General features: G+C 42.9%; 21 protein-coding genes. 12 read left to right on the top strand and 9 right to left on the bottom strand.

Features of this window, described 5'->3' with window-relative positions:
• Complete coding sequence (locus QM738_RS21435; RefSeq protein ID WP_462278805.1) at positions 1–2,703, bottom strand: putative LPS assembly protein LptD; 2,703 nt, start codon at positions 2,701–2,703, stop codon at positions 1–3.
• An 88-nt stretch (positions 2,704–2,791) separates the two neighbouring features.
• Here QM738_RS21435 and QM738_RS21440 point away from each other — a divergent pair, with 88 nt between their 5' ends.
• The 5 genes from QM738_RS21440 (at position 2,792) to QM738_RS21460 (ending at position 7,569) form a co-directional block, all read left to right on the top strand.
• Positions 2,792–3,139 carry an N-acetylmuramoyl-L-alanine amidase family protein gene (locus QM738_RS21440; RefSeq protein WP_462278806.1) on the top strand — a complete coding sequence of 116 codons (348 nt, stop codon included), beginning with the start codon at positions 2,792–2,794 and terminating at the stop codon, positions 3,137–3,139.
• Entirely contained in the window at positions 3,075–4,154 is a 1,080-nt protein-coding gene (locus QM738_RS21445; RefSeq protein WP_462278807.1) for an N-acetylmuramoyl-L-alanine amidase family protein, read from the top strand. The genes QM738_RS21440 and QM738_RS21445 overlap by 65 nt, the downstream gene beginning before the upstream one ends.
• A gap of 63 nt (positions 4,155–4,217) precedes the next feature.
• A complete protein-coding gene (locus QM738_RS21450) occupies positions 4,218–5,237 on the top strand; it encodes an MlaD family protein (protein ID WP_462278808.1) in 1,020 nt (339 codons plus the stop codon).
• 63 nt (positions 5,238–5,300) lie between these two features.
• Positions 5,301–6,977, top strand: a complete 1,677-nt coding sequence (locus QM738_RS21455) for an OstA-like protein (protein WP_462278809.1) — start codon at positions 5,301–5,303, stop codon at positions 6,975–6,977.
• 121 nt (positions 6,978–7,098) lie between these two features.
• Positions 7,099–7,569: a hypothetical protein gene (locus QM738_RS21460; protein ID WP_462278810.1), complete on the top strand. Its 471-nt coding sequence runs from the start codon at positions 7,099–7,101 to the stop codon at positions 7,567–7,569.
• Positions 7,570–7,696: 127 nt separating this feature from the next.
• On the opposite strand, the gene QM738_RS21465 is transcribed toward QM738_RS21460, so the two are convergent.
• The gene (locus QM738_RS21465) at positions 7,697–8,887 is read right to left on the bottom strand and encodes a pyridoxal phosphate-dependent aminotransferase (protein ID WP_462278811.1); all 1,191 of its coding nucleotides are present in this window, start codon (positions 8,885–8,887) and stop codon (positions 7,697–7,699) included.
• 71 nt (positions 8,888–8,958) lie between these two features.
• Positions 8,959–10,212: a serine hydrolase gene (locus QM738_RS21470; RefSeq protein WP_462278812.1), complete on the bottom strand. Its 1,254-nt coding sequence runs from the start codon at positions 10,210–10,212 to the stop codon at positions 8,959–8,961.
• Between the two features lie 226 nt (positions 10,213–10,438).
• Between QM738_RS21470 and secDF the strand changes: the two genes are divergently transcribed.
• Positions 10,439–13,432: a protein translocase subunit SecDF gene (gene secDF, locus QM738_RS21475; RefSeq protein ID WP_462278813.1), complete on the top strand. Its 2,994-nt coding sequence runs from the start codon at positions 10,439–10,441 to the stop codon at positions 13,430–13,432.
• A 144-nt stretch (positions 13,433–13,576) separates the two neighbouring features.
• Here the strand turns inward: secDF and QM738_RS21480 are convergent, their stop codons facing one another.
• Positions 13,577–13,918, bottom strand: coding sequence for a HesB/IscA family protein (locus QM738_RS21480; protein ID WP_462278814.1), 342 nt, complete (start codon positions 13,916–13,918; stop codon positions 13,577–13,579).
• 161 nt (positions 13,919–14,079) lie between these two features.
• Here QM738_RS21480 and QM738_RS21485 point away from each other — a divergent pair, with 161 nt between their 5' ends.
• From QM738_RS21485 to QM738_RS21505, 5 genes are all read left to right on the top strand, one after another.
• Complete coding sequence (locus QM738_RS21485; protein ID WP_462278815.1) at positions 14,080–14,601, top strand: DUF7935 family protein; 522 nt, start codon at positions 14,080–14,082, stop codon at positions 14,599–14,601.
• Between the two features lie 16 nt (positions 14,602–14,617).
• Entirely contained in the window at positions 14,618–16,180 is a 1,563-nt protein-coding gene (locus QM738_RS21490; protein ID WP_462278816.1) for an acyl-CoA mutase large subunit family protein, read from the top strand.
• A gap of 63 nt (positions 16,181–16,243) precedes the next feature.
• Positions 16,244–17,548 (top strand): amidohydrolase, encoded by a 1,305-nt coding sequence (locus QM738_RS21495; RefSeq protein ID WP_462278817.1) that lies wholly within the window; start codon positions 16,244–16,246, stop codon positions 17,546–17,548.
• 24 nt (positions 17,549–17,572) lie between these two features.
• Positions 17,573–19,492: a S9 family peptidase gene (locus QM738_RS21500; protein WP_462278818.1), complete on the top strand. Its 1,920-nt coding sequence runs from the start codon at positions 17,573–17,575 to the stop codon at positions 19,490–19,492.
• A 233-nt stretch (positions 19,493–19,725) separates the two neighbouring features.
• A complete protein-coding gene (locus QM738_RS21505) occupies positions 19,726–20,529 on the top strand; it encodes a carboxypeptidase-like regulatory domain-containing protein (RefSeq protein WP_462278819.1) in 804 nt (267 codons plus the stop codon).
• 11 nt (positions 20,530–20,540) lie between these two features.
• Here QM738_RS21505 and QM738_RS21510 read toward each other — a convergent pair whose 3' ends face one another.
• The 5 genes from QM738_RS21510 to QM738_RS21530 all read right to left on the bottom strand — a co-directional run bounded on the left by QM738_RS21510 (position 20,541) and on the right by QM738_RS21530 (position 24,189).
• Entirely contained in the window at positions 20,541–21,284 is a 744-nt protein-coding gene (locus tag QM738_RS21510) for a radical SAM protein (protein ID WP_462279384.1), read from the bottom strand.
• Positions 21,184–21,831, bottom strand: a complete 648-nt coding sequence (locus QM738_RS21515; RefSeq protein ID WP_462278820.1) for a hypothetical protein — start codon at positions 21,829–21,831, stop codon at positions 21,184–21,186. The genes QM738_RS21510 and QM738_RS21515 overlap by 101 nt, the downstream gene beginning before the upstream one ends.
• A gap of 73 nt (positions 21,832–21,904) precedes the next feature.
• Positions 21,905–22,510 (bottom strand): hypothetical protein, encoded by a 606-nt coding sequence (locus QM738_RS21520; RefSeq protein WP_462278821.1) that lies wholly within the window; start codon positions 22,508–22,510, stop codon positions 21,905–21,907.
• Between the two features lie 79 nt (positions 22,511–22,589).
• Positions 22,590–23,135 (bottom strand): hypothetical protein, encoded by a 546-nt coding sequence (locus QM738_RS21525; RefSeq protein WP_462278822.1) that lies wholly within the window; start codon positions 23,133–23,135, stop codon positions 22,590–22,592.
• Between the two features lie 10 nt (positions 23,136–23,145).
• Entirely contained in the window at positions 23,146–24,189 is a 1,044-nt protein-coding gene (locus QM738_RS21530; protein ID WP_462278823.1) for an agmatinase family protein, read from the bottom strand.
• 243 nt (positions 24,190–24,432) lie between these two features.
• Here QM738_RS21530 and QM738_RS21535 point away from each other — a divergent pair, with 243 nt between their 5' ends.
• Complete coding sequence (locus QM738_RS21535; RefSeq protein ID WP_462278824.1) at positions 24,433–24,846, top strand: cytochrome c maturation protein CcmE domain-containing protein; 414 nt, start codon at positions 24,433–24,435, stop codon at positions 24,844–24,846.
• Positions 24,847–24,858 lie beyond the last annotated feature (12 nt).

Below are 24,858 nucleotides of genomic sequence, written 5' to 3' on the forward strand. Positions count from 1 at the left end.
CTACAGATCGTAGAAATACCTGGTACGGTTAGATCTAAGATCCCTTAAGATACCCGACTTAGGATTGATGCTGATATTGAAGAAACGGTACTTACCCACGGGCGAAATATTAATGGCCATTTGCCAGCAGTGCATTTCTCTTGTAAGATACATACTGATGGAACCCACTTCGCCGGTAGTGATATTGTAATAACCATTAAACCCGATCTGCCATTTGGATGTAAGGTTCAGTGTACTGTTCCAGCTGATATTTTGCGCAATAATACCCTTGTACCCGGAATAATCTGCATTCAGTTGCCTTACATAGGTAAGGGCATACGAAAAACTCAGGCTCCACGGAATATTAAAGTTGGCAAACTCACCGGGATTCTTGCTGATGTAATTCGCCTCCTGCTGGTATTCATCCAGCGGCATGCCAGATACATTACCATTGGCATCCACATTATTGTTGTTGGGCAGTTTTTCATTCTTATCACCACCTTTAAAGCTCGTTTGCAGCGAAATATTGGCATTGGTGAGCGTACCCAGCGACCAGGGCTTTTTCTTCCAGATCAGTTTATCAATAAAATCGCCCCTGCTGTTGGTTTGATAAGGCATGGTAGTACCACTTGCAGTGATACTTACTTTTTCAAAAAGGTTCGTTCTTGCAGAAATAGTGAAAGGCTGCAGTTTGAATGAATCGCCTAAAAGATTGTAACTGCTGTTGATACTGAAACCGTCGATCAGTGTAACTTTTTTAATAGCAGCTTCGCCGGTATCTTTTTTACTCCTTACTTTCATCTGGATATTATTATCAATACCAAATGTGATGGCGCCCGATTTTCCTTCGCCAAAAGCAGAGAAAATATTGCCATCGTAGATGGACGGCCTGGAGAATATTTTACCGGAAGTATCCAGCTGCAATGTGTAGTGATCTTTTCCGTTGATATCAGGATGATAGCTGAAACCAATGCTCGGCCTTATTTCGTGGCGGATGGCCTGCACTTTGCTGTTCTTGCCAAAACCGATCATACCGAAAATCCTGGTGGTACCCGATACGCCATACGACATTTCGTGTGCACGGTAAAAACCTTTGGTGGTAACTGTGTCCACTTTTTTAGTTACATCATTCCAGCTACGCACCGTTTTATTCTGGTACCAGTATTCCTGGTAACTAACGCTGGGCGCTATCTGCAGCGGACCCAGTGGTGGTAATGCAAGTGTGATAGGCACACTATGGCTGCCGCCCCATTGCAGTTTATCCACCAGCTGTTTGGTAATATTGCTGGCCGTATCATAAAAATAAGTCAGGCTCTTTACGTTTGAATTGAGTGCCACGCCCAGGTTCTCGTACCATTTATATTCACCGATCGGTTCCTTTCTCCTGAAAGGATACAATGTTGTAACATTGAATCCAACATCGGGCAGGTTCAGGTTAATAAGGCGCTGTTGGGTGTTCTGATTATGGTTGGCACTAACGGTTAGGTTAAAAGGTTTATCCTTCCATACTTTGGAGTAAGTGATGGAAGAGTTCATCTGGTTTTGAAAATTCCGCTGCGGGCTGTTGGGCACTGATTCGTTGAATTTGCTGCTGCCCGCATTTACGCTGGCGCTGAAAGTTACACCCGGCCTGGACTTGGTATCGGCACTATGCGACCACGTTACGTTAAAATTACGGGCCCCCGATTTATCAAGATCCCGCAGGTGCTGGATATTGATATTGAAATTACCCTGGTAATGATAGCGTTTGTAATATCGTGGACTGATGCTCGCCGTCCATCCCCCGTACGAGTACAAGGTACCCAATGCCACCGCATCCCAGTGCTGGTTGATGATCTTATAATAACCGATCCCTTCCAGCGCCAATCCTAATTGTTCGTTGGCAGTAAAGCTGGGCCTGATAATACCGGAGTGGCGGCCTTTGGATAAAGGGAAAATACCAAAGGGCAATGATATCGGTAAAGGGATCTCTTCAATTTCAGGATGCACGGGGCCGGTAAAGGCCATTTTTTTATTGATAAATTTTATCTTCTTGCTTACAAAGGCAAAATGCGGCGTATCCAGGTTACAGGTGGTGAACCTGCCGTAAGAGGCGTAAAATACATTCGCATCCACCTTTTTTATTGTTCTGCCATACACAAACATTTCATCCTGCTTGGTATAAGTACCTTTGGTGATACCCTTACCCGTTTTCATATTCACCTTAATGGAATCACTTACAGATAAGAAACTGCCCTGGGTATAAGTGGGCCATGCTATTACATTGCCGGTGCTGTCTTTAACAAAATAAGCGCTTACCAGGTTGGTGGATTGATCGAACTCAATATGCGGCGATACCAGTTGGTTATCGATATAATTTACCTTGGTTTCTTTACCATACAGGATGATCTTTTTTGTAGGCACATCCAGTATCATGGAATCATCGGCATGATAAGTTATGGGGGCATCCAGTGAATCTTTGGAGGTCTTAAAATTAAAAGTATCCACCTTCACTTCAGTGATATGGCTGGTGTCGGGAATAGATTTTTTAACAGGAGGAGTGTCAACAATTACAATATCTGCAATATTTTTTTCGTTTTTATTGGCAGGGATGTCAGTTAAATTACTGTGAAAGTGATGCTCATTAAAACTATAATTACCACCATACAGCGTTATGCCTGTGAACACCAGCGCCAAAGCCCATGTCAATATATATTTTGCCTTACCTTTGTACAGTTGGTTCATTTTTTTTGGATGAGCAAAAATAGCCATTCTAACAGAATGAATTTGTGAATATTAATATAATTACTAACCCCCGGTAAACCTTTTGAGTATGCTGAAAAACAAAGTGCCCGTTTTAGTTGCTATTGCTGCTTTTAATTTGTTAATAATTCCAGGTACTTTTTCTCAGAAAAAATTAACTACTATCATCGTGGATGCGGGCCATGGCGGAACCAAGGACCCCGGTGCAACAGGCCAGTATGAAAATTCCCTGCGTTCCAAAGAAAAAGATATTACCCTTGCTATATCATTAAAACTGGTGGCGGAGCTTAAAAAGCAATTGCCCGATGTAAATGTAAAACCCACCCGTACCACCGATATTTACCAGGATCCCCGTGAAAAAGCGAAGGATCGCCAACGAACAGGGCGGCCAGCTATTTTTGTGCATACATGCCGATAGCGGCCCGTTGAAGCAAGGCAGAAGGCAGATCGGCACCCGTGAAGAGACCCGTTATAAATATACCTATACCGGTAAAGGCAAAAAACGGAAAAAAATTCCCCATCCTTATACCGTAACAGTTCCCGTGTATGAATATTTTAAAATGCCATTAACAAGAAGCGGAACCAGTGTATGGATATTCGCACCGCATAAAACGAGTGATAAATTAAAAGCGATCATGGATGGTGGTGAGGATTTTGAAATTGAAACAGACAACGTGGATTCAACCGAGAATTTTGATTTTAACAGCCCCGAAGGAAGGACATTGGCCAGCATTTATGCCAGCCGTTTCCAGTTAAGGAGCGACAGGCTTGCCGGTTATGTGAATGATGAAATAGAAAAAACAGGTCGTGCTGCACTGGGCATCAGCCAGCGCCAGAAGGGAATATGGGTATTGCAGGCCACCAACATGCCGGCCATATTAATAGAAACAGGCTTTATCAACAATCCTGAAGATGAACGCTACCTGAACAGCGAACAGGGGCAGCAGGAATTGGCAGAAGCCATAACAGCAGCTGTTAAACGCTATAAGGAACAGATAGAAAGCGGCGCAAAAACCAATGGGCAGCAGGCAGCGCAGGCCGATCCTCCCAAACCAAAAGAACCAACCGCACAAACGCCTGCTAATGCAGCATACGAAACCAGGAATACCAAAGAAGAAAAAGTATTGCAGGTAAAAAGCGATAAAATAAGAGTGGAGTTGTATGATGATGGGGATATTGATGATGATATAGTATCTGTATACTTCAACAAATCGGTGATAGTGGAAAAAGAATCCTTAACTGCCAGCGCTTATGCATTCAATTTAAACCTTCAGCCGGGCAGGAATAATGAGCTGGTATTATTTGCAGACAATCTTGGAAAAATACCACCTAATACCGCATTAATGATCATCACCGATGGCACCAACCGTTACGAAGTAAGGTTGTCTGCCGATCTTAAAAACAATGCTTCCGTCAGGTTCGAGGTTAAATAGCCCCACCTGTAAATTGGCCGGAGTTTTGCCGGTAATAAGTATATTTGTCTAACTAACTATTATATGAAAATTTCGAACGAGACCAAGATAGGTGTACTTACAGCATTTGCCATTACCATAATGATCCTGGGCTTTAACTTTTTAAAAGGAAAGACCCTGTTTGGCACCAGCCATACCATGTATGCAAAATATACCAATGTACAGGGGCTTGCCACCAGCAATCCTGTAATGATCAACGGGCTGCAGGTAGGCACTGTGTACAGCATTACCACCGATAAGAACATGAAGGAAATACTGGTGAATATGACGCTTACTAAAGACGTGAACATACCGGTAAATTCTTATGCCACTATAAAAAATAACCCGCTCGGTACCACCACGGTGGAGATACGCCTGGGCGATGCGATGCAATATTTACCCAAGGATGATACAATTAGGACCGAGACCAGCGCAGGCATTTTAGATGCTGCTGTGCAGGAAATAAGGCCGGTACTGGGACAAGTGAAAAATGCAGTAAAGTCTTTGGATTCCGTATTAATGACCGTAAACAGCGTAGTGGATCCCAATGCAAAAAATAATATCCGCGGCATTTTAGAAAACCTGAATAAAACAACCGCAGGATTGACGGAATCATCTGCATCACTCAACACATTGCTGAACACTCAGACAGGTGCATTGGCAAAATCGTTGAATAATGTAAGTTCCTTTACAGGTAACCTTGCCAATAACAATGATAAGCTTACTGCAGTAATGACCAACCTGGATAAGACCACCACCAATCTTTCCAACCTGGACCTGCAAAAAACATTGACCACGCTGGATGCCACGGTAACTGAATTAAAGGCTTCATTGGGTAAACTGAATACCACCAATGGCACGGCGGGTATGTTGCTGAACGATCCCAAGCTGTACAATAATCTTGCGGCCACCGCCAACAAGATCAACGTGCTGCTGGATGATATCAAGACCAATCCTAAACGCTATATCTCGTTCTCGGTGTTTGGCAAAAAAAATAAAAGCGAACCGTTAAAATATCCTTTACCGGACACGCTGAATGCGCCTTATATCATACTGCAAAAATAATTTTATCATTCTGTTATAAAATTATTTCAGCAATTTGCAGCCAGTTCAATAAAACTGATACCATTGCAATTGAAATTTACACGCATTATAATTTTACTGTTCCTGCTGCATGGTTTCGGCAATACAATTACTGCACAGCAAAGGATCATTGCCCCTCCCCCTTCTTCCTCGCAGGATACTAACCGTGTGATACAGATCGTAAAAGCAAGAAGTCTTCGTGAAAAAACAATTGATTCCCTCACTACCATTGAAACAGCGGCCGGCGATGCTGTGATAAAAGAAGGCGCTACCACTACTTATTGCGACAGCGTGGTGATCAACCGCCGCACCAATATTGTAGAGGCTTTTGGTAATATCCATATCAACGATAACGACAGCATACATACCTATGCGCAATCATTACGCTATGTGGGTGGCGACAGGATCGCTTATTTAAAAAAGGATGTGAAGCTTACCGATAAAAAAGGAACTTTGTTTACAGATGAACTGGAATATAATTTAAGAACAGGCGTTGCAAATTATAAAAATGGCGGCCGCGTGGTGAACGGGCAGACCGTATTGACCAGCAAAGAAGGTACTTATCTGGCCGATACCAAGGATGTGTATTTCAGAAAGAATGTGTACTTCAAAGATCCCAATAATACCATCACTACCGATAGTTTGATCTACAACCTGAATACCAATACCGCCACTTTTATTGCACCTACACATATTGTAAGCAAGGATGGCAGCGTGATAGACACCAAAAGTGGTACGTATAATCTTTCTACAGGAGAAGCGATCTTTAATGATAGAACCGTTTACCGCGATAGCACGCATTCCATATCGGGTAACCAGATGGCCTATGATAAAGTAAGCGGCATTGTGCAGATACATGGTAATGGTAAGCTGGTGGATAGTGTGAACAAAGTAACGGTGATCGGTAATGAAATATGGCTGGATGTAAAAAGAAATTCCTTTCTCGCTACCCGCAAACCGGTGATGATATTGTACAGGGATAATGACAGTACTTATATTGCAGGCGATACACTTTTCAGCGGGCTGCGTAAATATGATAGCCTGGAAAGAAGGGTTGCGATCATGAATGATACACTTGCCAAAAGCAGTCCACCGAAAGACAGCAACGCCATTGTTTCCAAACCAATGGCCATTAATGTAAATTCAAAAGATACGGCCATCAGGTATTTCCTCGCCTTTCATCATGTACGCATTTTTAATGACAGCTTGCAGGCAGTATGCGACAGTTTACATTACACTACTGCCGATTCTACTTTTAAATTATTTGGTCAGCCATTGGTATGGAATGGCAAATCGCAGATAGCCGGTGATACAATACATCTGTTCACCGCTGATCAAAAACCAAAGCGGGTGCATGTATTTTACAACAGCATCATCATTAATCAAACTGCCGATCAATTATTCAACCAGATAGGTGGTCGGGAAATAAACGGCTATTTTAAGAATGGTGAAATAGATTATATGCGTGTAAAAGGCACGCCTGCAGAAAGCATTTTTTATCCGCAGGATAATGACAGCGCTTACACCGGTATGAATCGCAGCAGCAGTGATGTGATCGATATCTTCTTTGTAAATAAAGAACTGAATAAAGTTAAATTCATTAACAAAGTGGATGGTGTAATGTATCCCATGAGACAAATACCTGCTGATAAAAAAGAACTGCGCAATTTTAAATGGCAGGATGCCCGCAGGCCCAAGAACAAACTGGAACTGTTCGAATAATACTTCCCTCCTTTCTTTTACAAAATTCTTAACAGCAAAAATACAATGCTGCGCTGCTGTGTGATGTTACCTGTGGTACACTGGCATCATTTTCGTTTATCGTTACAAAAAAAATATAACCATGAAAAAATTATTTTTATTGTCGTTAGCCGCCCTTGTTTTTTCCCTCTCCACGCAAGCGCAGGAAGAGACCAGCACCACCACCAGTTCTTCTTATAAAGACGCCATCGGTATTCGTTTAAGTTCAACGGTACCGGTCATTAAAAATGGTATCACGTACAAACATTTTATTGGCAGCAATGCTATAGAAGGCATTTTAAGTTTTGGAGATGGCGTGGGCATTTGCGGTTTGTATGAAATTCATAAACCACTCTCTACCGAAAACCTGCAATGGCTGATAGGCTTTGGTGGTTATGTTGGTTTTAACAGTGGCAGCAGCAATGTAGGCGCAGCGGGTATTGTAGGACTGGATTATAAATTCAGCCAGGTACCTTTGAACCTTACACTCGACTGGAAACCGGAACTGAACATTGTTTCCAAAGTTGGTTTTGAAGGCGCCGGTATCGGCTTCTCTGCAAGATTTACTTTTTAGTGCCCGGAAGCTCCAGCTTCCGGTTCTGCATAATAAAAAAGGTTTCCAATTACCTGGAAACCTTTTTTATTTCATGAAAGGAGCTAAAAACTCCTTATAAAGCGCTGGAAGCTGGAGCTTCCAGGTACTATTTTAATTTAGCCAAAGCGTCTTTAATCCTTGCCCATGCTTTTTCAATATTAGGCATGCTGTTGGCAAATGAAAAACGCACACATTTGGGTTCGCCAAACGCATCGCCCATTACAGACGATACATGCGCTGTGTTTAAAAGATACATGCTGAAATCAGCGGCATTGCTGATGGTTTGTGTACCATCCGATTTTCCGTAGTAATAAGATACATCCGGAAAAATATAAAAAGCGCCTTCCGGTTCAAAACATTTAAAGCCCGGAATTTCTTTTATCAGTTCCAGCACTCTTGCCCTTCTTCGTGTAAACTCCTCCGTCATCTCTTCGGATGGTTTTAAATTACCGGTAAGCGCTGCAACAGCTGCTTTCTGTGTAATAGAACAGGTACCACTGGTCAATTGTCCCTGTATCTTTTCGCAGGCTTTTGCAATCTCTGCACTGGCAGCAATATAGCCCAGGCGCCAGCCGGTCATCGCAAAACCTTTACTTAATCCATTCACTAAAATGATCCGGTCTTTCAAATCACTGAACTGTGCAATACTCTCGTGACCGCCCACAAAATTGATGTATTCATAGATCTCGTCCGCCATAATTATAACATCCGGATGTTTCCTGAATACTTCTGCAAGACCTGCCAGTTCTGCTTTGCTGTACACTGCTCCTGATGGATTGCAGGGCGAAGAGAACATGAACAATTTTGTTTTAGGGGTAATAGCTGCTTCCAGTTGTGCAGGCGAGCATTTAAAACCGCTTTCAGGCGAAGTGCGTATCTCCACCACTTTACCGCCGGCCATTTTAACCAGTTCGGAATAAGTAACCCAGTAAGGTGTCGGTATCACCACTTCGTCACCATTATCCACCACTGCGTAAATAGCATTGGCCAGGCTTTGCTTGGCGCCGGTAGAAGTAATGATATTCTCCGGTTTATAATCTAAATTATTATCACGTTTTAATTTGGTGCATACCGCTTCACGCAGGTCAGCAAAGCCCGCAACAGGAGTATAGTGGCTCCAGTTATCGTTGATGGCTTTTATTGCAGCATCCTTGATGTGTTGTGGGGTGTCAAAATCGGGTTCTCCAAGGCTCAGGTCAATTACATCAATTCCTTTAGCTCTTAATTCCCTTCCTAATTTGGCCATTTTTAGTGTTTCCGGCTCATTAAATCTCGATAAAAGTGTAGATAGTTGCATAATTTGCAAAAGTACTTATTAATGGTTAAAAAAAATCAATGAAAGCTTATTATTGTTTAGAAAAATTATTATCACTTATCATAAATAAAACGCATACCTGAAAGATCAGGCAGGTATTGCTTCGGTCTTGTTACTTCATAATCATAAATGGTCTTGCCGATATTTTTCATGAAAGGCAAACCAATGGTTTTATAATCATACTGGTCATCATTTAAAATGCCATCACTATTACAATAAATAACAGCCGATAAAAAGAACTCCACTCCTTTTTCATAATCCACCACATAAGCAACATCCAGCATTTGCCCATAAGCATCACCGGGTTTATTAAATATCCTGATATTATTGGGTGGAGCAGAACGGTCGCCGCCAAACAGAATAAACTTGCAATAGGCCGGCCAGTAACCCGCTGTATCAGCACTGTAAGGAGGATAAGTGCTTTCAGTAGGAAACTGGCTCATGTATTTCAACACAAACAGCCGGTCATCTGCCGAAATATTAAAACGTTGCGCTGCCGGCACTTTTTCCGGAAATACCAGACTGATCAAAATTGTATGCAGGTCTTCCAAACTGATCCGGTTCTTCTTTGAAAAGTTCATCGGTTCATCCACAATTTTTCCACCGCGGTAAAAAGCCCTGCCCATGCTGTCGTGTCTTTCCTCATACTGCTTTTTGTTGGTAACGGCCTCCTGCTGGTACAAAATATTGCCGGTACTATCAACGAATTTAACCGGGTTGGTCTGCCGGTTATCGGCTTCGGGTAGTAAAATATTGAGGCGGTGCAGCAACTGCACATCCTTATATCCTTTCTTATGCAATTCGTCATTAATGTATTGCTGCCCTAAAAATTCATACAGGCGGTTGTAAGCATCATTATCGCTTACCATCAGTATTTTTTTAATGTATTGGGCAATGCTCGGGGTACCATCCGGCGAGGTAGGATCGTTGTAAACAACCGTCTGCACCGGCCCTGCAGCTTCGGTGATCATGGCGCTGTTCCTGTCAATTCCTTTGCTTTTTAATTCATTGATCTTTTGTAAAGCGAGCAGGCTTACCGGAAATTTTACTGTAGATGCCGGGTAGAAATAATTGGCCGGGTTTACATTAAAATAGTAGTTATTTAATTTCGGCACTCCATTCGCCCCACGGTTCACCTGGGTATAAATGAGCTGCACATTCCAGTCTTTACGGTGCAACAGCACACTGTCGAAAAGAGCCGGGTGCTGCCGCAACAGGTTCTCCAGGAAGCTGTCTGTTTTTGACGGATCCTCTACAACAATTGGTTGAGCCTGTGCCGTGGTTACCAAGTTTGGCCTGGCAGGCATAGGCCTGGTAGCTGTAGACCGCTTTGACGGCGAACAGGCATTGAAAAACAAGCACAAAGCAAAAACCCTTACCCAATTATTGCGAAAACCATCCATTCTACCCGATTTTGAGTGCAAAATGACTAAAATTCTAAAATTATCCCGCAGTAATTGTCAATCGCTTTTTCCCCTATCTTTGCACACTTCTTAAAAATCGAAGAAATAGCTATTTAAAAAGTCTACTATTATGAAATTGAAAGGGCTGGTTTGGTTTTTTACCATTGCATTGATTTTAATATCGCTCTGGGAACTGTCGTATACCTGGGTGGTACGCAACTATGAAAACGACGTAAAGGCACAAGCGACAAAACTTGCTAAAAAAGTAGCTCCCGGTGTAACGGGCGAAGCTTTTGATGCTGTTGTTAAAGCAAAAAAAGACAGTATCCTTCACGCAACCGGCGACAAAGAGATCTTCCCGCTTGTTGGAACTACTTACCAGAAATGTAAGGAGAACGAACTGAACCTTGGTTTGGACCTGCAGGGTGGTATCAGTGTTACCCTGGACGTTAGCCTGGATGGTTTGATCAAATCTTTAAGCAACAACTCTAAAGATTCAGCGCTGTTAAAAGCAATAGCAACTGCCAATGTTGATAAATTACACAGCGACGCTAATTTCATCACCCTTTTTAAAGAGGCTTTTGTAAAGCAAAATGGTGCTGGTAAATTATCTGCTTTATTTGCCGGACAGGGTAAAGATGTTAAGATATCTGATAACGATGACCAGGTGATCGCCAAATTAACCACCAGCTCTAAAGATGCGATCAAAGAAACCTACAAAATATTATTAAAACGTATCGATAAATTCGGCGTTGCACAGCCTAATATCAACCTGGACGAGAACAGGGGTATCATCAACGTGGAACTGGCGGGTGTTGATAATCCGGACAGGGTAAAGAAATTATTATCTGCTTCTGCACACCTGCAGTTTTGGGAAGTATACCGTATCAACGAGCTGTACACTCCTATTGAAACTGCTGACAAAGCATTGCAGGATTACCTGAACGGTGTTACCAATACTGACAGCGCCAATAAAGTTCCGGATTCTTTAAGGAGCAAGCAAAACGCCAATCCTTTATTGAGTGTAATGAGGGTTATTCCTCCTCAGAAAGATAAAGCAGGCAACGACGTGTACTCGCCGGCGTTAGCACAGGTTGAGTCAAAAGACACCAGCGCTTTCAACACTTATATCAATAACGAAGTAGTTAAGAATATCATTCCATCCAATGCCAAATTCTTATTGGGTAATGAAGAAAAGAATGATAAAGGTGGCCGGTATTTCCCTGTATATGCTGTAAAGCTGGTACCGGGATCGGATAAAGCGCCTATTGAAGGTGAAGCTGTGGAAACTGCCAATTTTGAATACGACCAGAATGGCAAACCAGGGGTAAATTTAAAAATGACCTCTTATGGTAAAGGTCAGTGGGCAAGATTGACCACTGCAAATGTTGGTAAACCAATTGCTATCGCTTTGGATGACATCATTTATTCTGCTCCTAATGTTATCAATCCTATCACAGATGGTGTATCGATCATCTCCGGTAGTTTTTCTGTAGATGAAGCTACTGACCTTGCCAATACATTAAAATCAGGTAGGGTAAGCGCTCCTGCTAAAATTGTGGCCGACCAGGTAGTGGGTGCCACTTTAGGAAAGGACTCCATCAATGGTGGTATGAAATCTTTTGCCATCGCATTCGTGATCATATTTGTACTGATGCTGGTGTACTATAACACCGGTGGTTGGGTTGCAAATATTGCATTGATATTAAACTTACTGTTCACCATTGGTACTTTAACTGCATTCGGCGCTACTTTAACAGCTGCTGGTATCGCAGGTCTGGTGTTGACCATTGGTATGGCGGTGGATACGAACGTAATCATCTTTGAAAGGATAAAAGAAGAATTAACCAAAGGTAAATCTTACCAGCAGGCTGTTAATGACGGTTACCGCCGTTCACTGGCTCCTGTACTGGATGCCCACGTTACTACCTTCTTAACGGCAGCTATTTTGTTCTACTTTGGTTTAGGTCCTGTACTGGGCTTTGCCACTACGCAAATGCTGGGTATCGTATTATCCCTGTTCTGCGGTATCCTGGTATCAAGGATCATCACTGAATTCTGGACTAACAAGCAACGTCACTTTAATTATTTCACAGCTATTTCTAAGCGCATTTTCAAACATGCCAGCTTTAAGTTCATTGAGTACAGGAAAGTAGCTTATGGTATTTCTATCGTTATCTTATTACTGGGTATCGGTGCATTTTTCAATGGCTTCCACGAAGGGGTGGAATTTAAAGGAGGACGCAGTTATACCGTTCAGTTTGAAAAAATTGTAAAAAACGAACAGGTACAGGACGACTTAAAGGCTGCTTTTGATGGCGATTTCCCGGTTATTAAAACTGTTGGAGACGAGCGTCACCTGAATATCACTACTTCATACTTAAAAGGACAGGATAATGCCGATAGTATGGTAAGGACCAGGTTGTTCCTTGGTTTAAAGAAAGTATTACCTGCTGATTTTACTTACGACCAGTTCATTAAACCAGATGCGAAAAGAGCATCTATCCAGAGTTATACCACTATTCAGCCAAGTATATCCGATGACCTGAAGAAAGGCGCTGTAAAAGCGACTATCTTCTCTATCATCATCATCTTCATTTATATCTTCATCCGTTTCCGCGACTGGAGGTATTCAATGGGTACCATTGTGGCATTGCTGCATGACGTATTGGTTACACTGGCCGTGTTCTCTTTCTTTAAAAATATTGTACCATTCCCGCTCGAAATTGACCAGCACTTTATTGCGGCTGTATTGACGGTGATCGGTTTCAGTATGAATGATACGGTGATCGTGTTTGACCGTATCAGGGAATACAGCAAAGGCAGCAAGGCAGATCAGAAAGGCAGCATCATCAACCGTGCTATCAATGATACGCTGAGCCGTACTATCATGACATCACTGACCGTGTTCTTAACCCTGCTGGTACTCTTCATCTTTGGTGGAGAAGTAACAAGAGGTTTTGCCTTCGCGATGCTGATCGGTGTTATTACCGGTACCTACTCTTCTATCTTTGTGGCTGCTCCGATACTGGTTGACTTTGCAAAAGACAAACCACTGGGCGAAGCTGAGATCATCAGCACCGAAAAAGCTACTGAAAAAGTTGCGGTAGCAAAAAAAGCATAGTACACACTACAACATAATAAAAAAACCGTCAATTGTAATTGACGGTTTTTTTATTTGTGTAACCCAAAATCCTTTTGGGTTATCTTATAATGTAAATGCTATAGCTTTTTATTGGAAAAAGATCCAAAAGAAATTTGGATCACACTATACGGCAAAGCTGGTACCGCAACCGCAGGTCTTACTCGCATTGGGATTATTAAAGGTAAATCCCCTTGAATTCAAACCGCCCTGCCAGTCCACTTCCATACCCATCAGGTAAATGCCATGCGACCTTTCCATTAAGCAGGGAATACCTTCAATCTCGAACTGCTCGTCTTTTTCTGTTTTGGCATCAAAACCCAGCACATAGGTCATGCCGCTGCAGCCACCACCCTTTACACCAATACGTAATTGCTGGCTTTTATCAAAACCTTCCACGCTCATCAGCCTTTTAATTTCTTCAATAGCTGTTTTAGTGAATGTAACCGGTGCTGTTGCAGTTTCCATATTATCTGTTTTACTGCAAAGGTATAAACAAATTAAAAAATGCGGTACAGGTGCACCTTTCGAAAACAGGAAAATCTGCCTTTTTTAAAAGAGCTTTAACAGGCTGACTGACTGTTAAAACCAGTACATTTTACCTTATTTTTGTCAACTAAAATTCAAATATGTATTTACTGGAAGTAACCGGCACTGATATACAGATCGCAGGCACATTCATGTTCTTTATTGCCATAGCATGGTTGCTGGCCGAGTTCAAAGGGATGAAAGACGAGCTGAAAGAAAGGCTGGGCATGAACAACGACACCATCAAACTGCGCCTGCAGGCTTATGAAAGGCTAACCTTATATGCAGAAAGGGCCGGTCTTAAAAACCTGGTATCAAGATTACATTCAGAAGATACCAGCGCAAGGCAAATGCAGATGGAACTGCTGCAGACACTCAACAGCGAATATGAATACAATGTAAGTCAGCAGATATATGTAAGCCCCGAAATGTGGAAGGCGATCACCAAACTGCGTGACCAGAACATTTTTATCATTAACCAAATCGCCGCTGCATTGCCTGCCAATGCTTCGGCCATGGACCTGAGCAAATCGTTGCTGGAATATTCTATGACCAATAATGCAGAACTGAATAAGATAGTGCTGGACGCATTGAAATACGAAGCAGATAAAATACTGAAGTAGATCAACCAACCTTATTATGGGTGATGAAAAAACAATAACGACCGATTCGGGTATCGAGATCAGGCAGGTGTACACCGAAAAAGATCTCCCTGTTGCTGCAACAGGTATGCCCGGCGAATTTCCTTACACAAGAGGTGTGCAACCGGATATGTACCGCGGCAAATTATGGACGATGCGCCAGTATGCCGGTTTTTCCACTGCAGAAGAAAGCAATAAACGGTATCATTATCTTTTATCGCAGGGTGTGAATGGTTTGAGTGTGGCATTCGACCTGCCTACGCAGATCGGTTACGACAGCGATCATCCATTGGCAGATGGTGAAGTAGGAAAAGTGGGTGTTGCCATCGACAGCCTGGAAGATATGGAGATCTTGTTCAGCGGTATCAACCTGGAAGAAGTATCCACTTCCATGACCATCAATGCAAGCGGTTTTATTTTGCTGGCATTATATGTAGCACTGGCTAAAAAGACCGGTCGCGATCTGAAAAAGATATCCGGCACTATACAGAACGATATATTAAAAGAATACGCCGCAAGAGGCACATACATCTATCCTCCCAAAGCTTCCATGCGCATCATCACCGATATTTTTGAATGGTGTGCCAAAGAAGTGCCCAAATGGAATACCATTTCAATTTCGGGTTATCATATCCGTGAGGCTGGCAGTACCGCCGTACAGGAAATTGCCTTTACCCTCAGCAATGGCAAAGCCTATGTAAAAGCGGCGCTGGAAAAAGGCCTGGACATCAATGTTTTTGGCAAACGCCTCTCCTTCTTTTTTAATGCGCACAATAACCTGTTTGAAGAAGTGGCTAAGTTCAGGGCGGCGCGGAAGATGTGGGCAAATATCATGAAAGAATTAGGCGCAACCGATCCCAAAGCCATGATGCTGCGCTTTCATACACAGACAGGCGGCAGCACTTTAACGGCACAGCAACCACAAAATAATATCAGCCGCGTAACCATACAAACTATTGCAGCTGTATTAGGCGGTACGCAATCGCTGCATACCAATGGTTACGACGAAGCATTAAGCCTGCCAACGGAAGAAGCCGCCAGGATAGCGCTGCGTACGCAACAGATCGTGGCTTTTGAAAGTGGCACACCCGAAACGGTGGATCCCCTTGCCGGAAGTTATTACGTGGAAGCATTGACCACTGAAGTGGAAAAAGCAGCCCTGCAGCTGATAGAAAAAATAGATGCCATGGGTGGCAGCGTAAGCGCCATTGAAGAAGGCTTTATGCAGAACGAGATCGCCAAAAGCGCTTACGAATACCAGCGCAATATTGAAAGCGGGCAAAAAATAATTGTGGGCGTGAACAAGTTTGTGATAGATGAAGAGAATACTACCCCTGTTTTTAAAATTGATGAAAGCATACAACAGGTGCAGAGCGATAAATTAAAAGCATTGCGTAACAAAAGAGACAACGCAAAGGCTACCGCCTGTTTACAGCAGTTGCATGCAAGGGCGATCAGCGGTGAAAACCTGATGCCTGCCGTGGTGGAAGCTGTAGAAAATTACTGCACACTGGGCGAAATAGCTGATGAACTGAGAAAAGTATTCGGGGAATATAAATAAGATATTAAAGAAGGATGGTTTCCAAAACTTGCTTTCTTTGTTAACCCACCAAAACTATCATTAATGCATAGACGAAAATTATTACTCACCTTATTATGGTTCTTTTGCTGTGCAATCGCCGCAGCACAGGATATTTCAAAAACCATCGATACAAAATCGCAGGCCTTACAGGCTAAGCTGGTGGAATGGCGCAGGCACCTGCACGAACATCCTGAACTGGGCAACAGGGAATATAAAACTGCCGCGTACATTGTTGAGCAGTTGAAAGATCTTGGCCTGGAAATACAAACCGGTGTGGGCAAAACCGGTGTGGTAGCCATTTTGAAAGGCGGCAAACCCGGTCCTGTAATAGCTTTGCGTGCTGATATAGATGCATTGCCGGTAAAGGAAAGAGTGAATATTCCTTATGCTTCTAAAGACAGTACGGATTACTTAGGTCAGCGGGTACCTGTAATGCATGCCTGCGGTCATGACGCACATACAGCCATGCTGCTGGGCACCGCAAGAGTGCTGGCTGCGATGAAGAAAGATATTGCGGGTACTGTAAAATTCATTTTTCAACCTGCTGAGGAAGGACCACCGGCGGGAGAAGAAGGCGGTGCCGCTTTAATGGTAAAAGAAGGCGCCATGGATAATCCTAAAGTGGATGTGATATTCGGCATGCACATTGAAAGCTGGATACCTGCCGGCGATATTCAATATAAACCCGGCGCCTTTATGGCATCGGCCGACCAGTTTACAGTAAAAGTAAAAGGCAGATCGTCTCATGGCTCACAACCCTGGCTGGGTGTGGATCCTATTGCAGTGGGTGCGCAGATCATTGAAGGCTTTCAGAATATTGTAAGCAGGCAGATGGATCTTACCAAAGCACCGGTAGTAATAACCGTTGCAAAATTCAACAGCGGTATACGTTTTAATATCATTCCTGAAGAAGCATTGATGGAAGGCACTTTAAGAACACTGGACAGTAAAATGCAGGTAGATGTACAGCAACGTATGAAGTTTACAGCCGCAAAGATCGCTGAAGCATCCAACGCAACGGTGGAAGTTAATTTCAATCCTAAAACACTGGTAACTTACAATACCCCCGAACTGGTGGAAAAAATGCTGCCCTCTTTACAAGCCGCTGCAGGAAAGGAAAATGTACGGCCAATGGAATGGGTTACCGGTGCAGAAGACTTTAGTTATTTTGGCACCAAGGCCCCTGCCTTCTTTTTTTATTTTGGCGGTATGCCCCGCGGCAATGATGCAAAAGATGCCCCACCCCATCACACACCCGATTTTATGATCGACGACAGTAAATTGTACGTGGGTGTAAAAACATTCTGCCAATTAGTATTTGATTACCCTAAGGCAATTAATAATTAATAATGAAAAATTAATAATGTTATTATGAAAAAATTACTGCTGGTATTTGTTGCATTAAGCAGTTGCACTGCGTTTGCACAAAACAAAATGACGCCCGAACTACTATGGAAACTCGGAAGGGTTTCCGGTCTCGGTCTTTCTAAAGATGGGAAATATATCCTGTATTCCGTATCTACTCCTAATGCAGAGGAAAATAAAAGTTCAAGAAAAACTTTTATGGTGCCCGTTACCGGCGGCGATGCGATTGTTGTTACCAATGCCGACAGCCTGCTGAACAATGAAAAGGTCTCTGCCGATGGTAAATACATGATCGGTGATGCGGAACAGAAAGTAAAACCTATTACCGGCGCTGATACGTATCCTGAACTGAAAAAATCGAATGTATATATTTTCGATAATCTCGATTACCGTCACTGGGACACTTATGAAGATGGTAAGTTCAGTCATGTAATGCTTTCGCCAATGGTAAATGGTAAGCCGGATATGAACAATGCCATCGACCTGATGAAAGACGAACCTTATGACTGTCCACAAAAACCATCGGGCGGTGATGAAGATTATGTATGGAACCCCAATGGCAAAGAAGTGGTGTACTGTACCAAAAAAGAATATGGTACTGCCTATGCCCTCAGCACCAATACCGATCTGTATGCTTACAATATCGATACCCGTAAAACAACCAATCTTACTGCAGGTATGCCGGGTTATGATGTTGCACCTTCGTATAACCAGAAGGGTGAGTTAGCCTGGATGAGCATGAAGCGTGCAGGCTATGAATCAGACAAACAGGATATTTATGTATGGAATGGTGTTACCAAAATGAACCTGACCGCACAGCGAGATGATATTCATGTAGAAGGTTATAAATGGAGCAGCGATGGCAAAAAATTATTCTTCTTTGCACCAATAGATGGTACACTGCAATTGTTTGAAGTAAGTTATCCCGGCCTTACCAAGATGATGCCGATCATCCGCCAGGTTACCAAAGGCGATTTTGATGTAAATGGTATTGTTACACAAAGCGGTAATACACTGGTTGTTTCAAGAGGGGATATTAACCACGCTGCAGAATTATACACCGTTGACATCAGTAACGGCGATATGAAACAGCTGACGCATATAAACGATGCTACTTATGCCACTATCGGCATGAGTAAAACTGAAAGGCGCATGATAAAAACCACCGACGGAAAAGATATGCTGGTATGGGTGATCTATCCGCCTGATTTTGATCCTGCAAAAAAATATCCTGCTCTACTGTATTGCCAGGGTGGTCCGCAGGTGGCGCTTACGCAATACTATTCTTTCCGCTGGAATTTTCAATTGATGGCAGCCAACGGTTATATCGTGGTGGCACCCAACCGTCGTGGTATGCCCGGCCATGGTACTAAATGGAACGAACAGATCAGTAAGGACTGGGGCGGCCAGGTGATGAACGATTATCTTAGTGCAATCGACGGCGTTAGTAAAGAAAAATATGTAGATAAAGCCAGGTTGGGCTGTGTGGGCGCCAGTTATGGTGGCTATTCGGTATTTTACCTGGCAGGCATCCACAATAAACGTTTTAAAAGCTTTATTGCACATGATGGTGTGTTCGATTTCCGCAGCATGTACGGTACCACGGATGAACTGTGGTTCGAGAACTGGGATAAAGGCGGCCCTTACTGGGATAAGAGCAATGCTGCTGCGCAAAAAAGTTATAGCAAATTCAACCCCAGCGACCTGGTGGCCAAATGGAATACGCCGATCCTGATCTACCAGGGTGGTAAGGATTACCGCGTTCCTATTGAACAGGGGCAGCAGGCCTTCCAGGCTGCACAGCTGAGAGGTATCAAAAGTAAGTTTGTTCTATTGCCCGATCAGAACCACTGGGTATTGACTGCACAGGATGCACTGGTATGGCAACACGAATTCTTTAAATGGCTGGATGAAACCTTGCATTAAGAATATTTCAATATAATGTATAATAAGAATGCCTTCGTAATGGAAGGCATTTTTATTGGCATGATGCTATTAAAAAGATCATTATTCTCTTTTTCGCCATTCATCCAAAATATTTTTTAGCTGCAACGGTTTACGATATTTTTACGTCAGAGAAAAATAAGCATAAACCTATTATGATTTCAGCAAGGAAGTATTTGCAAGGCCAGACTATTCAATTTACTGTATTAATTTCCATGATCCTTTGTGCTGCGACCGGTTGGTCGCAAAATGCAGTTAAAGGAAAGATCATTTATGCACGGGATGGAAAGCCTGCTCCCTTCGCTTCTGTAAAACTCACCACCGCCAGTAATGGCATTGTATCTGATGCAATGGGCAATTTTTCGCTGGTGGTACGCAATCTTAAACATGCTGATACGATCCTGATAACATCGGTGGGCTATGAAAATTTAAAAGTACCTGTACGCCAGGCGCTGCAGCAAAATGAATTCAAACTGCAGGAGGCGCAGAAAACGATGGACGCTGTGGTGATAAAATCATTCAGCAAAGAAGAGATCGCCGGTGCCAAAACAGAAGCCGTTGGATATTTCAGGAGCTGGAATACGGAAAATAAAAAGGGCGAGATCGGGAGAACCTTTTTGCCCGGCCACAAAGAATACCAGGTGGCCAAAGTGCGTTTTAAAGTGTATAATACTTATGATACCTGCATCATACGCCTGCATGTACGGGAAGTTACCAACGGACAACCCGGCCGCGAATTATTAACTGATTCTGTTGCACAGATCATCCGTAAAAGTACCGCTGCAGAAAAACCTTATGAATTTGACCTGAACAAATACAACCTGATCTTATCACAGAAAAATATCTTTGTAAGCTTTGAAGTACTGGATGGTTCCAAGCTGGATAAGGACAGATCTTCCTTATCATTTGTCGGCTCCGAAGAAGGTACATATTACTATAAATCTACCGAGAACGACAATTGGCATTCATCAGATGAATACACCATCTACATGAAATTATTATTGAGGTATGATGATTAAGTAATTAATTATCAATGTGCAAAATCCACTTCAAAATTACCTTTTATACGCTCCATCGAGGGGTTGAAATAACCGAATTTTAAATTAGGGAATTCTTCTCTTATCAATTCCATCATCTGCTTTACGCCCATGCATTCGCCGGTATCGGTAACACCTATCTTGCCTAAATACCAGTCCGGATCAATATTAAAGTTGCGCCATTGGATCATACAGAGGTCGGTTTCTTTGATCAGTTTACGCAATGCTTCATATTCTTCAATACTGTCCGTCATACCAGGAAATACAAAATAGTTGATACTGGTCCAGCCACCATAACTGCGCACTATTTTTAAGCTTTCGATGATGTCTTCAAAAACATAATTGTTAGGACGGTAATAAGGTGTGTAAATATGTTTGCGGGCGCTGTTGGTACTCACCCTTATACTGTTCAAACCTGCTTCGCACAAAGCTTTTACGGCATCGGGCTTGCTGCCGTTGGTGTTGATGTTGATGCTGCCTTTGGAAGTATGTTTTCTTATTTCAATAATGGACTCCCGGATGGTTTCCCACATCAGCAATGGTTCGCCTTCGCAGCCCTGGCCAAAGCTTACGAGCGGAAAAGGCGCTGTTTCCAGGTGCGGCACCGTAAACTCGGTGATCTCTTCGGCAGTAGGCTTAAAGGTCAGCCTGTCCTGTGTACTGATAATGGTCTCTTCCTGTGGCTGAAAACTGATACAGCCAATGCAGTTGGCATTGCAGGCAGGCGATACGGGCACGGGGCATTCCCATCTTCCCAATGAAAGATTTTCTTGCTGCCGGGCAGGTATAGGTCATACAGCAGTTTTCCATTAAATGCTGCACCAGCCTGTTGTGCGGGTAATTCTTCAAAAGATTTTCGGCCCCTTCTTTTATCAACTCATCATCATATCCTTGACACTCCTGGCGAATGTCCTGTTCAATACGTACTGCAGGTACATAAAATTTATCATCCAGCCAGCCGGCTGCTGTATAGCAAAATAAAGGGAGTGTAGGTGCATCAGGTGCTGTTTCGTAAGCGGCCATGTACAGGCCGGTATGTGCAGGCGGTATGAATGCGGCTACAGCCCATCCTTTTTCGCAAAGGCGCATCTCCCCTGTTTCCACATCAATGCCGATACCTCTTCTTCCGGGTAATTCGTACAGGTTGCCGCCACTAGGCAATTCGATCCATTCTTCCGGATCGATGGGCATTGCATCCCAGCCACTGCGGCCGGTTATGTAGAGTGAAGTATCTTCAAAAATATTGCCTTCGCCGTCGGAGTATAAAATATAGGGAGATTCCATTAATTAATAATTGATAATGCAATAACGGATAATGTTGTTGGTTACGGGACATTATCCATTATCCACTAACCAATTATCCATTGACCAAATGTTTTTTGCAAAAATCGTCAATTTGTTCCAACTCATCAATATTTAAATTTTTGCGCAGGTCGAATTCCAGTTTTTTATGTGTAAGTGTTTCAATGATAATGCTGTGGTATTTGGGAATGATGGCTTTTACCTCGTTCCAACCGATCTCGGCATCCTTCATAAAATTAGGCACGGAGATTCCGGTCTGGCTAATATCCACTGCTTCGGAACGCAATACCCTCCACTCCCTGTAAAATAAAAAACAATAACCTGCGGATGCCATTAAATGTAAAAAGCCAAAGCCTGTATGCCCCTCTTTCATCAGTGTGATAGAAATGCCGAAAATGGCCAGGGCTTCTATCAGGCGAAAGATTAAATTCAGCCGGGGCGCTTCTATCAGCAGCACGCCGCCAAAGAATACAAGAATATAAATATCAGCGGCTATCACCATTTGCGTATAGCACAGTACTTTGCTGCCATGGTGTGCCTGTAATACGTGCAGGGCATTGATCAAAATTACTGAAGCAGCTATAAAGTGCAGTACACGGGCGGAACGTTTTAATAATTCAAAAGCAGGGTGTACGATCTGCAGGGAGTATTGGGTTGGCATAACAGTAAGTTTTTTTACTTTGATGCTCCGCCTTCGGAATTCCATAAAAATAAATAAAAAAATAAAGTGATGGATATTTTTAACCCAGTTGCGCCTTGCAAAAATTGTTGAATTCAGCGGCATTGGTAGTGTCTTCCGGGTCAATTTCTGCCTGTATCAAATGATTATTCTTCAGATCGATGGAAAGCAGGCCATCTTTTAACACCACGTTATCCACTTCCTTCCAGTGGTATTGCTTTTTAAAGAGGGATTTAATGATCAGTATACCCGAGGTTGAAAATGCCGCCGTACTTTTTATAGCAAACACTCTTAATACAAACACGATGATGACTGCACAAAATATTGCCGGTAACCAGGCATATTGTATCAACCAGAATGCGAGCATGGCTGCAAACATGGCCAGCTGAAAACGGAATAAGCGGAATTTATGTTTAAAGAAATAATACAGGATGGTGGCAATGATCCAGAAGGCAAAACTTACAATGGCTGTTTTTTTCTGTAAAGGGTTTTCGGTATTGCCGATCATGAGTGCCGCTATCAGCAGATGTACACAATACAGGAACCAGAAAAAAGTATTGAAGGCTTTTTTAGTCGTGTCTTTCAGCGTGAATACAAACTCGTTCATCAGAACAGCATTAACTATTTGCAGTAGTAAGTAGGTTGCATAATTTAAACAGGCACCTCGCTCCTACATTCTCATCGTATTCGCTGTGGCTTACACCTACTTCCACAAGGTCGAACCCTACAAGCTGGCGGCCGCTCTGCACCATTTTTTTAAAGAGGTAGAACATTTGTTCTGTTTCAAAACCGCCCTGCACCGGTGTACCGGTATGCGGACAAAGTTTGGGATCCAGGCCGTCAATATCAAAACTGATGAATACATTCTGTGGCAGGTGTTGTATTATTTCATCCACGATGGTCTTCCAGGTCTGGCCTTCGTACTGGCGTTCTTTAATATCCTTATCAAAATACGTGATCACTCTTTCTTTGCTGTTGATCATGTAATCAAATTCCTCGTCACAAAAATCACGCACCCCTACCTGCACCAGTTTTTTTAATTGCGGTATTTCTTCCAGTGCATTGTACATAACGGAAGCATGCGAATATTTAAATCCTTCATAAGCTTTGCGCAGGTCGCAATGTGCATCTATATGCAGTATGCCAAAATCGCCGTGCTTTTCTGCAATGGCTTTATAAAATCCGAACGGTGTGCTATGATCGCCTCCCAGTAAGCCCACCAGTTTGCCCTGGTTCAGCAGGTCCTTGGTTTGCTCGTACACCCAGCCATTCAAAAAATTACTGCCTTCATTGATCTCCTTCAGCGTTTTGCACATGAATTTATTTTCCGCCACTATTTCGCCCTGTGCTATGTAGTTGATGTAGAGTTCGGCTTCCTTACGCAGGTAATCGCTTTTCATCAACACTTTTTTATCGCTTGGGCGCAAATAAAAACCTTGTCTCCAGGCATCTTTATAATCGGGATCAAAAAGGTCTACCTGCAGGCTGGCATTGAGCACATGTTCCGGCGCACGGGCAGTACCGGCCATGTAGCTTACGGTAACTTCCCAGGGCACGGGTAGTATCACGAGTCTTGCATCTTCTTCAGGAAAGGGCAGGCTGAATATATTGTTGTTGGGATTTCCAACTGAATTGGGATCAAATTGGGAAAGATCGGTCATTGCGAATTATTAAAAAGGTTTGCAAAGATAGTAGTAAGTAAAACAATTTACGTTGCATTTAGAAAAAGGTTCTTTACAGGCGTTGCTGGCGGGCATTCTTAACCTTATTTTAATGATTTGAGCCGTTGCTATTGGTTCCGGGCCGGGTATTGCTGTGTATTCGTATTAAAAGCCGGTAAAAAACACCTGACAATAACGTGAGTGCAGCCGTTTTGTTATAACTTTGCGCTGAAATTTTGAACGATGAAGAAAACGCATATTGTCATTTTGATCGGGATCGCTGTTGCCATAGTTGCATTGATCGTTTTTGGGTTCCCGGCATCTGACTTTTCTACCTACGACACCATCAGCTCTGCTAAAAGCAAGCAGGGAAAATATGTACACCTTATTGCCAAACTGGACAAGTCGCAACCTATTGTTTACGACCCTGTTAAAGACGCGAACTATTTAACTTTTAGTATCGTGGACAGCCTTGGTTCGCAGGCAAAAGTAATTTACCGCAACAGCAAACCCACCGAGCTGGAACAAAGTGAAAGAGTGGTGCTGCAGGGAAAAATGCAGGGCGATGTTTTTGAATGCCAGAATATCACTTTAAAATGTCCGAGCAAATATAAAGACGATAAGAAACAACTGGAAAAATCGGTTTCCAGCAACTAAGGAACGGACTAT

It is taken from the genome of Ferruginibacter sp. (genome assembly GCF_049840995.1).
Lineage (GTDB): Bacteria > Bacteroidota > Bacteroidia > Chitinophagales > Chitinophagaceae > Ferruginibacter.

Bases quoted from the DNA above. Each gene is read 5' to 3' on its own strand.
- QM738_RS21435 (WP_462278805.1), bottom strand. From the start codon at position 2,703: ATGAACCAACTGTACAAAGGTAAGGCAAAATATATATTGACATGGGCT.
- QM738_RS21440 (WP_462278806.1), top strand. From the start codon at position 2,792: ATGCTGAAAAACAAAGTGCCCGTTTTAGTTGCTATTGCTGCTTTTAAT.
- QM738_RS21450 (WP_462278808.1), top strand. From the start codon at position 4,218: ATGAAAATTTCGAACGAGACCAAGATAGGTGTACTTACAGCATTTGCC.
- QM738_RS21460 (WP_462278810.1), top strand. From the start codon at position 7,099: ATGAAAAAATTATTTTTATTGTCGTTAGCCGCCCTTGTTTTTTCCCTC.
- QM738_RS21465 (WP_462278811.1), bottom strand. From the start codon at position 8,887: ATGCAACTATCTACACTTTTATCGAGATTTAATGAGCCGGAAACACTA.
- QM738_RS21470 (WP_462278812.1), bottom strand. From the start codon at position 10,212: ATGCCTGCCAGGCCAAACTTGGTAACCACGGCACAGGCTCAACCAATT.
- secDF (WP_462278813.1), top strand. From the start codon at position 10,439: ATGAAATTGAAAGGGCTGGTTTGGTTTTTTACCATTGCATTGATTTTA.
- QM738_RS21480 (WP_462278814.1), bottom strand. From the start codon at position 13,918: ATGGAAACTGCAACAGCACCGGTTACATTCACTAAAACAGCTATTGAA.
- QM738_RS21485 (WP_462278815.1), top strand. From the start codon at position 14,080: ATGTATTTACTGGAAGTAACCGGCACTGATATACAGATCGCAGGCACA.
- QM738_RS21490 (WP_462278816.1), top strand. From the start codon at position 14,618: ATGGGTGATGAAAAAACAATAACGACCGATTCGGGTATCGAGATCAGG.
- QM738_RS21495 (WP_462278817.1), top strand. From the start codon at position 16,244: ATGCATAGACGAAAATTATTACTCACCTTATTATGGTTCTTTTGCTGT.
- QM738_RS21500 (WP_462278818.1), top strand. From the start codon at position 17,573: ATGAAAAAATTACTGCTGGTATTTGTTGCATTAAGCAGTTGCACTGCG.
- QM738_RS21505 (WP_462278819.1), top strand. From the start codon at position 19,726: ATGATCCTTTGTGCTGCGACCGGTTGGTCGCAAAATGCAGTTAAAGGA.
- QM738_RS21515 (WP_462278820.1), bottom strand. From the start codon at position 21,831: ATGGAATCTCCCTATATTTTATACTCCGACGGCGAAGGCAATATTTTT.
- QM738_RS21520 (WP_462278821.1), bottom strand. From the start codon at position 22,510: ATGCCAACCCAATACTCCCTGCAGATCGTACACCCTGCTTTTGAATTA.
- QM738_RS21525 (WP_462278822.1), bottom strand. From the start codon at position 23,135: ATGAACGAGTTTGTATTCACGCTGAAAGACACGACTAAAAAAGCCTTC.
- QM738_RS21530 (WP_462278823.1), bottom strand. From the start codon at position 24,189: ATGACCGATCTTTCCCAATTTGATCCCAATTCAGTTGGAAATCCCAAC.
- QM738_RS21535 (WP_462278824.1), top strand. From the start codon at position 24,433: ATGAAGAAAACGCATATTGTCATTTTGATCGGGATCGCTGTTGCCATA.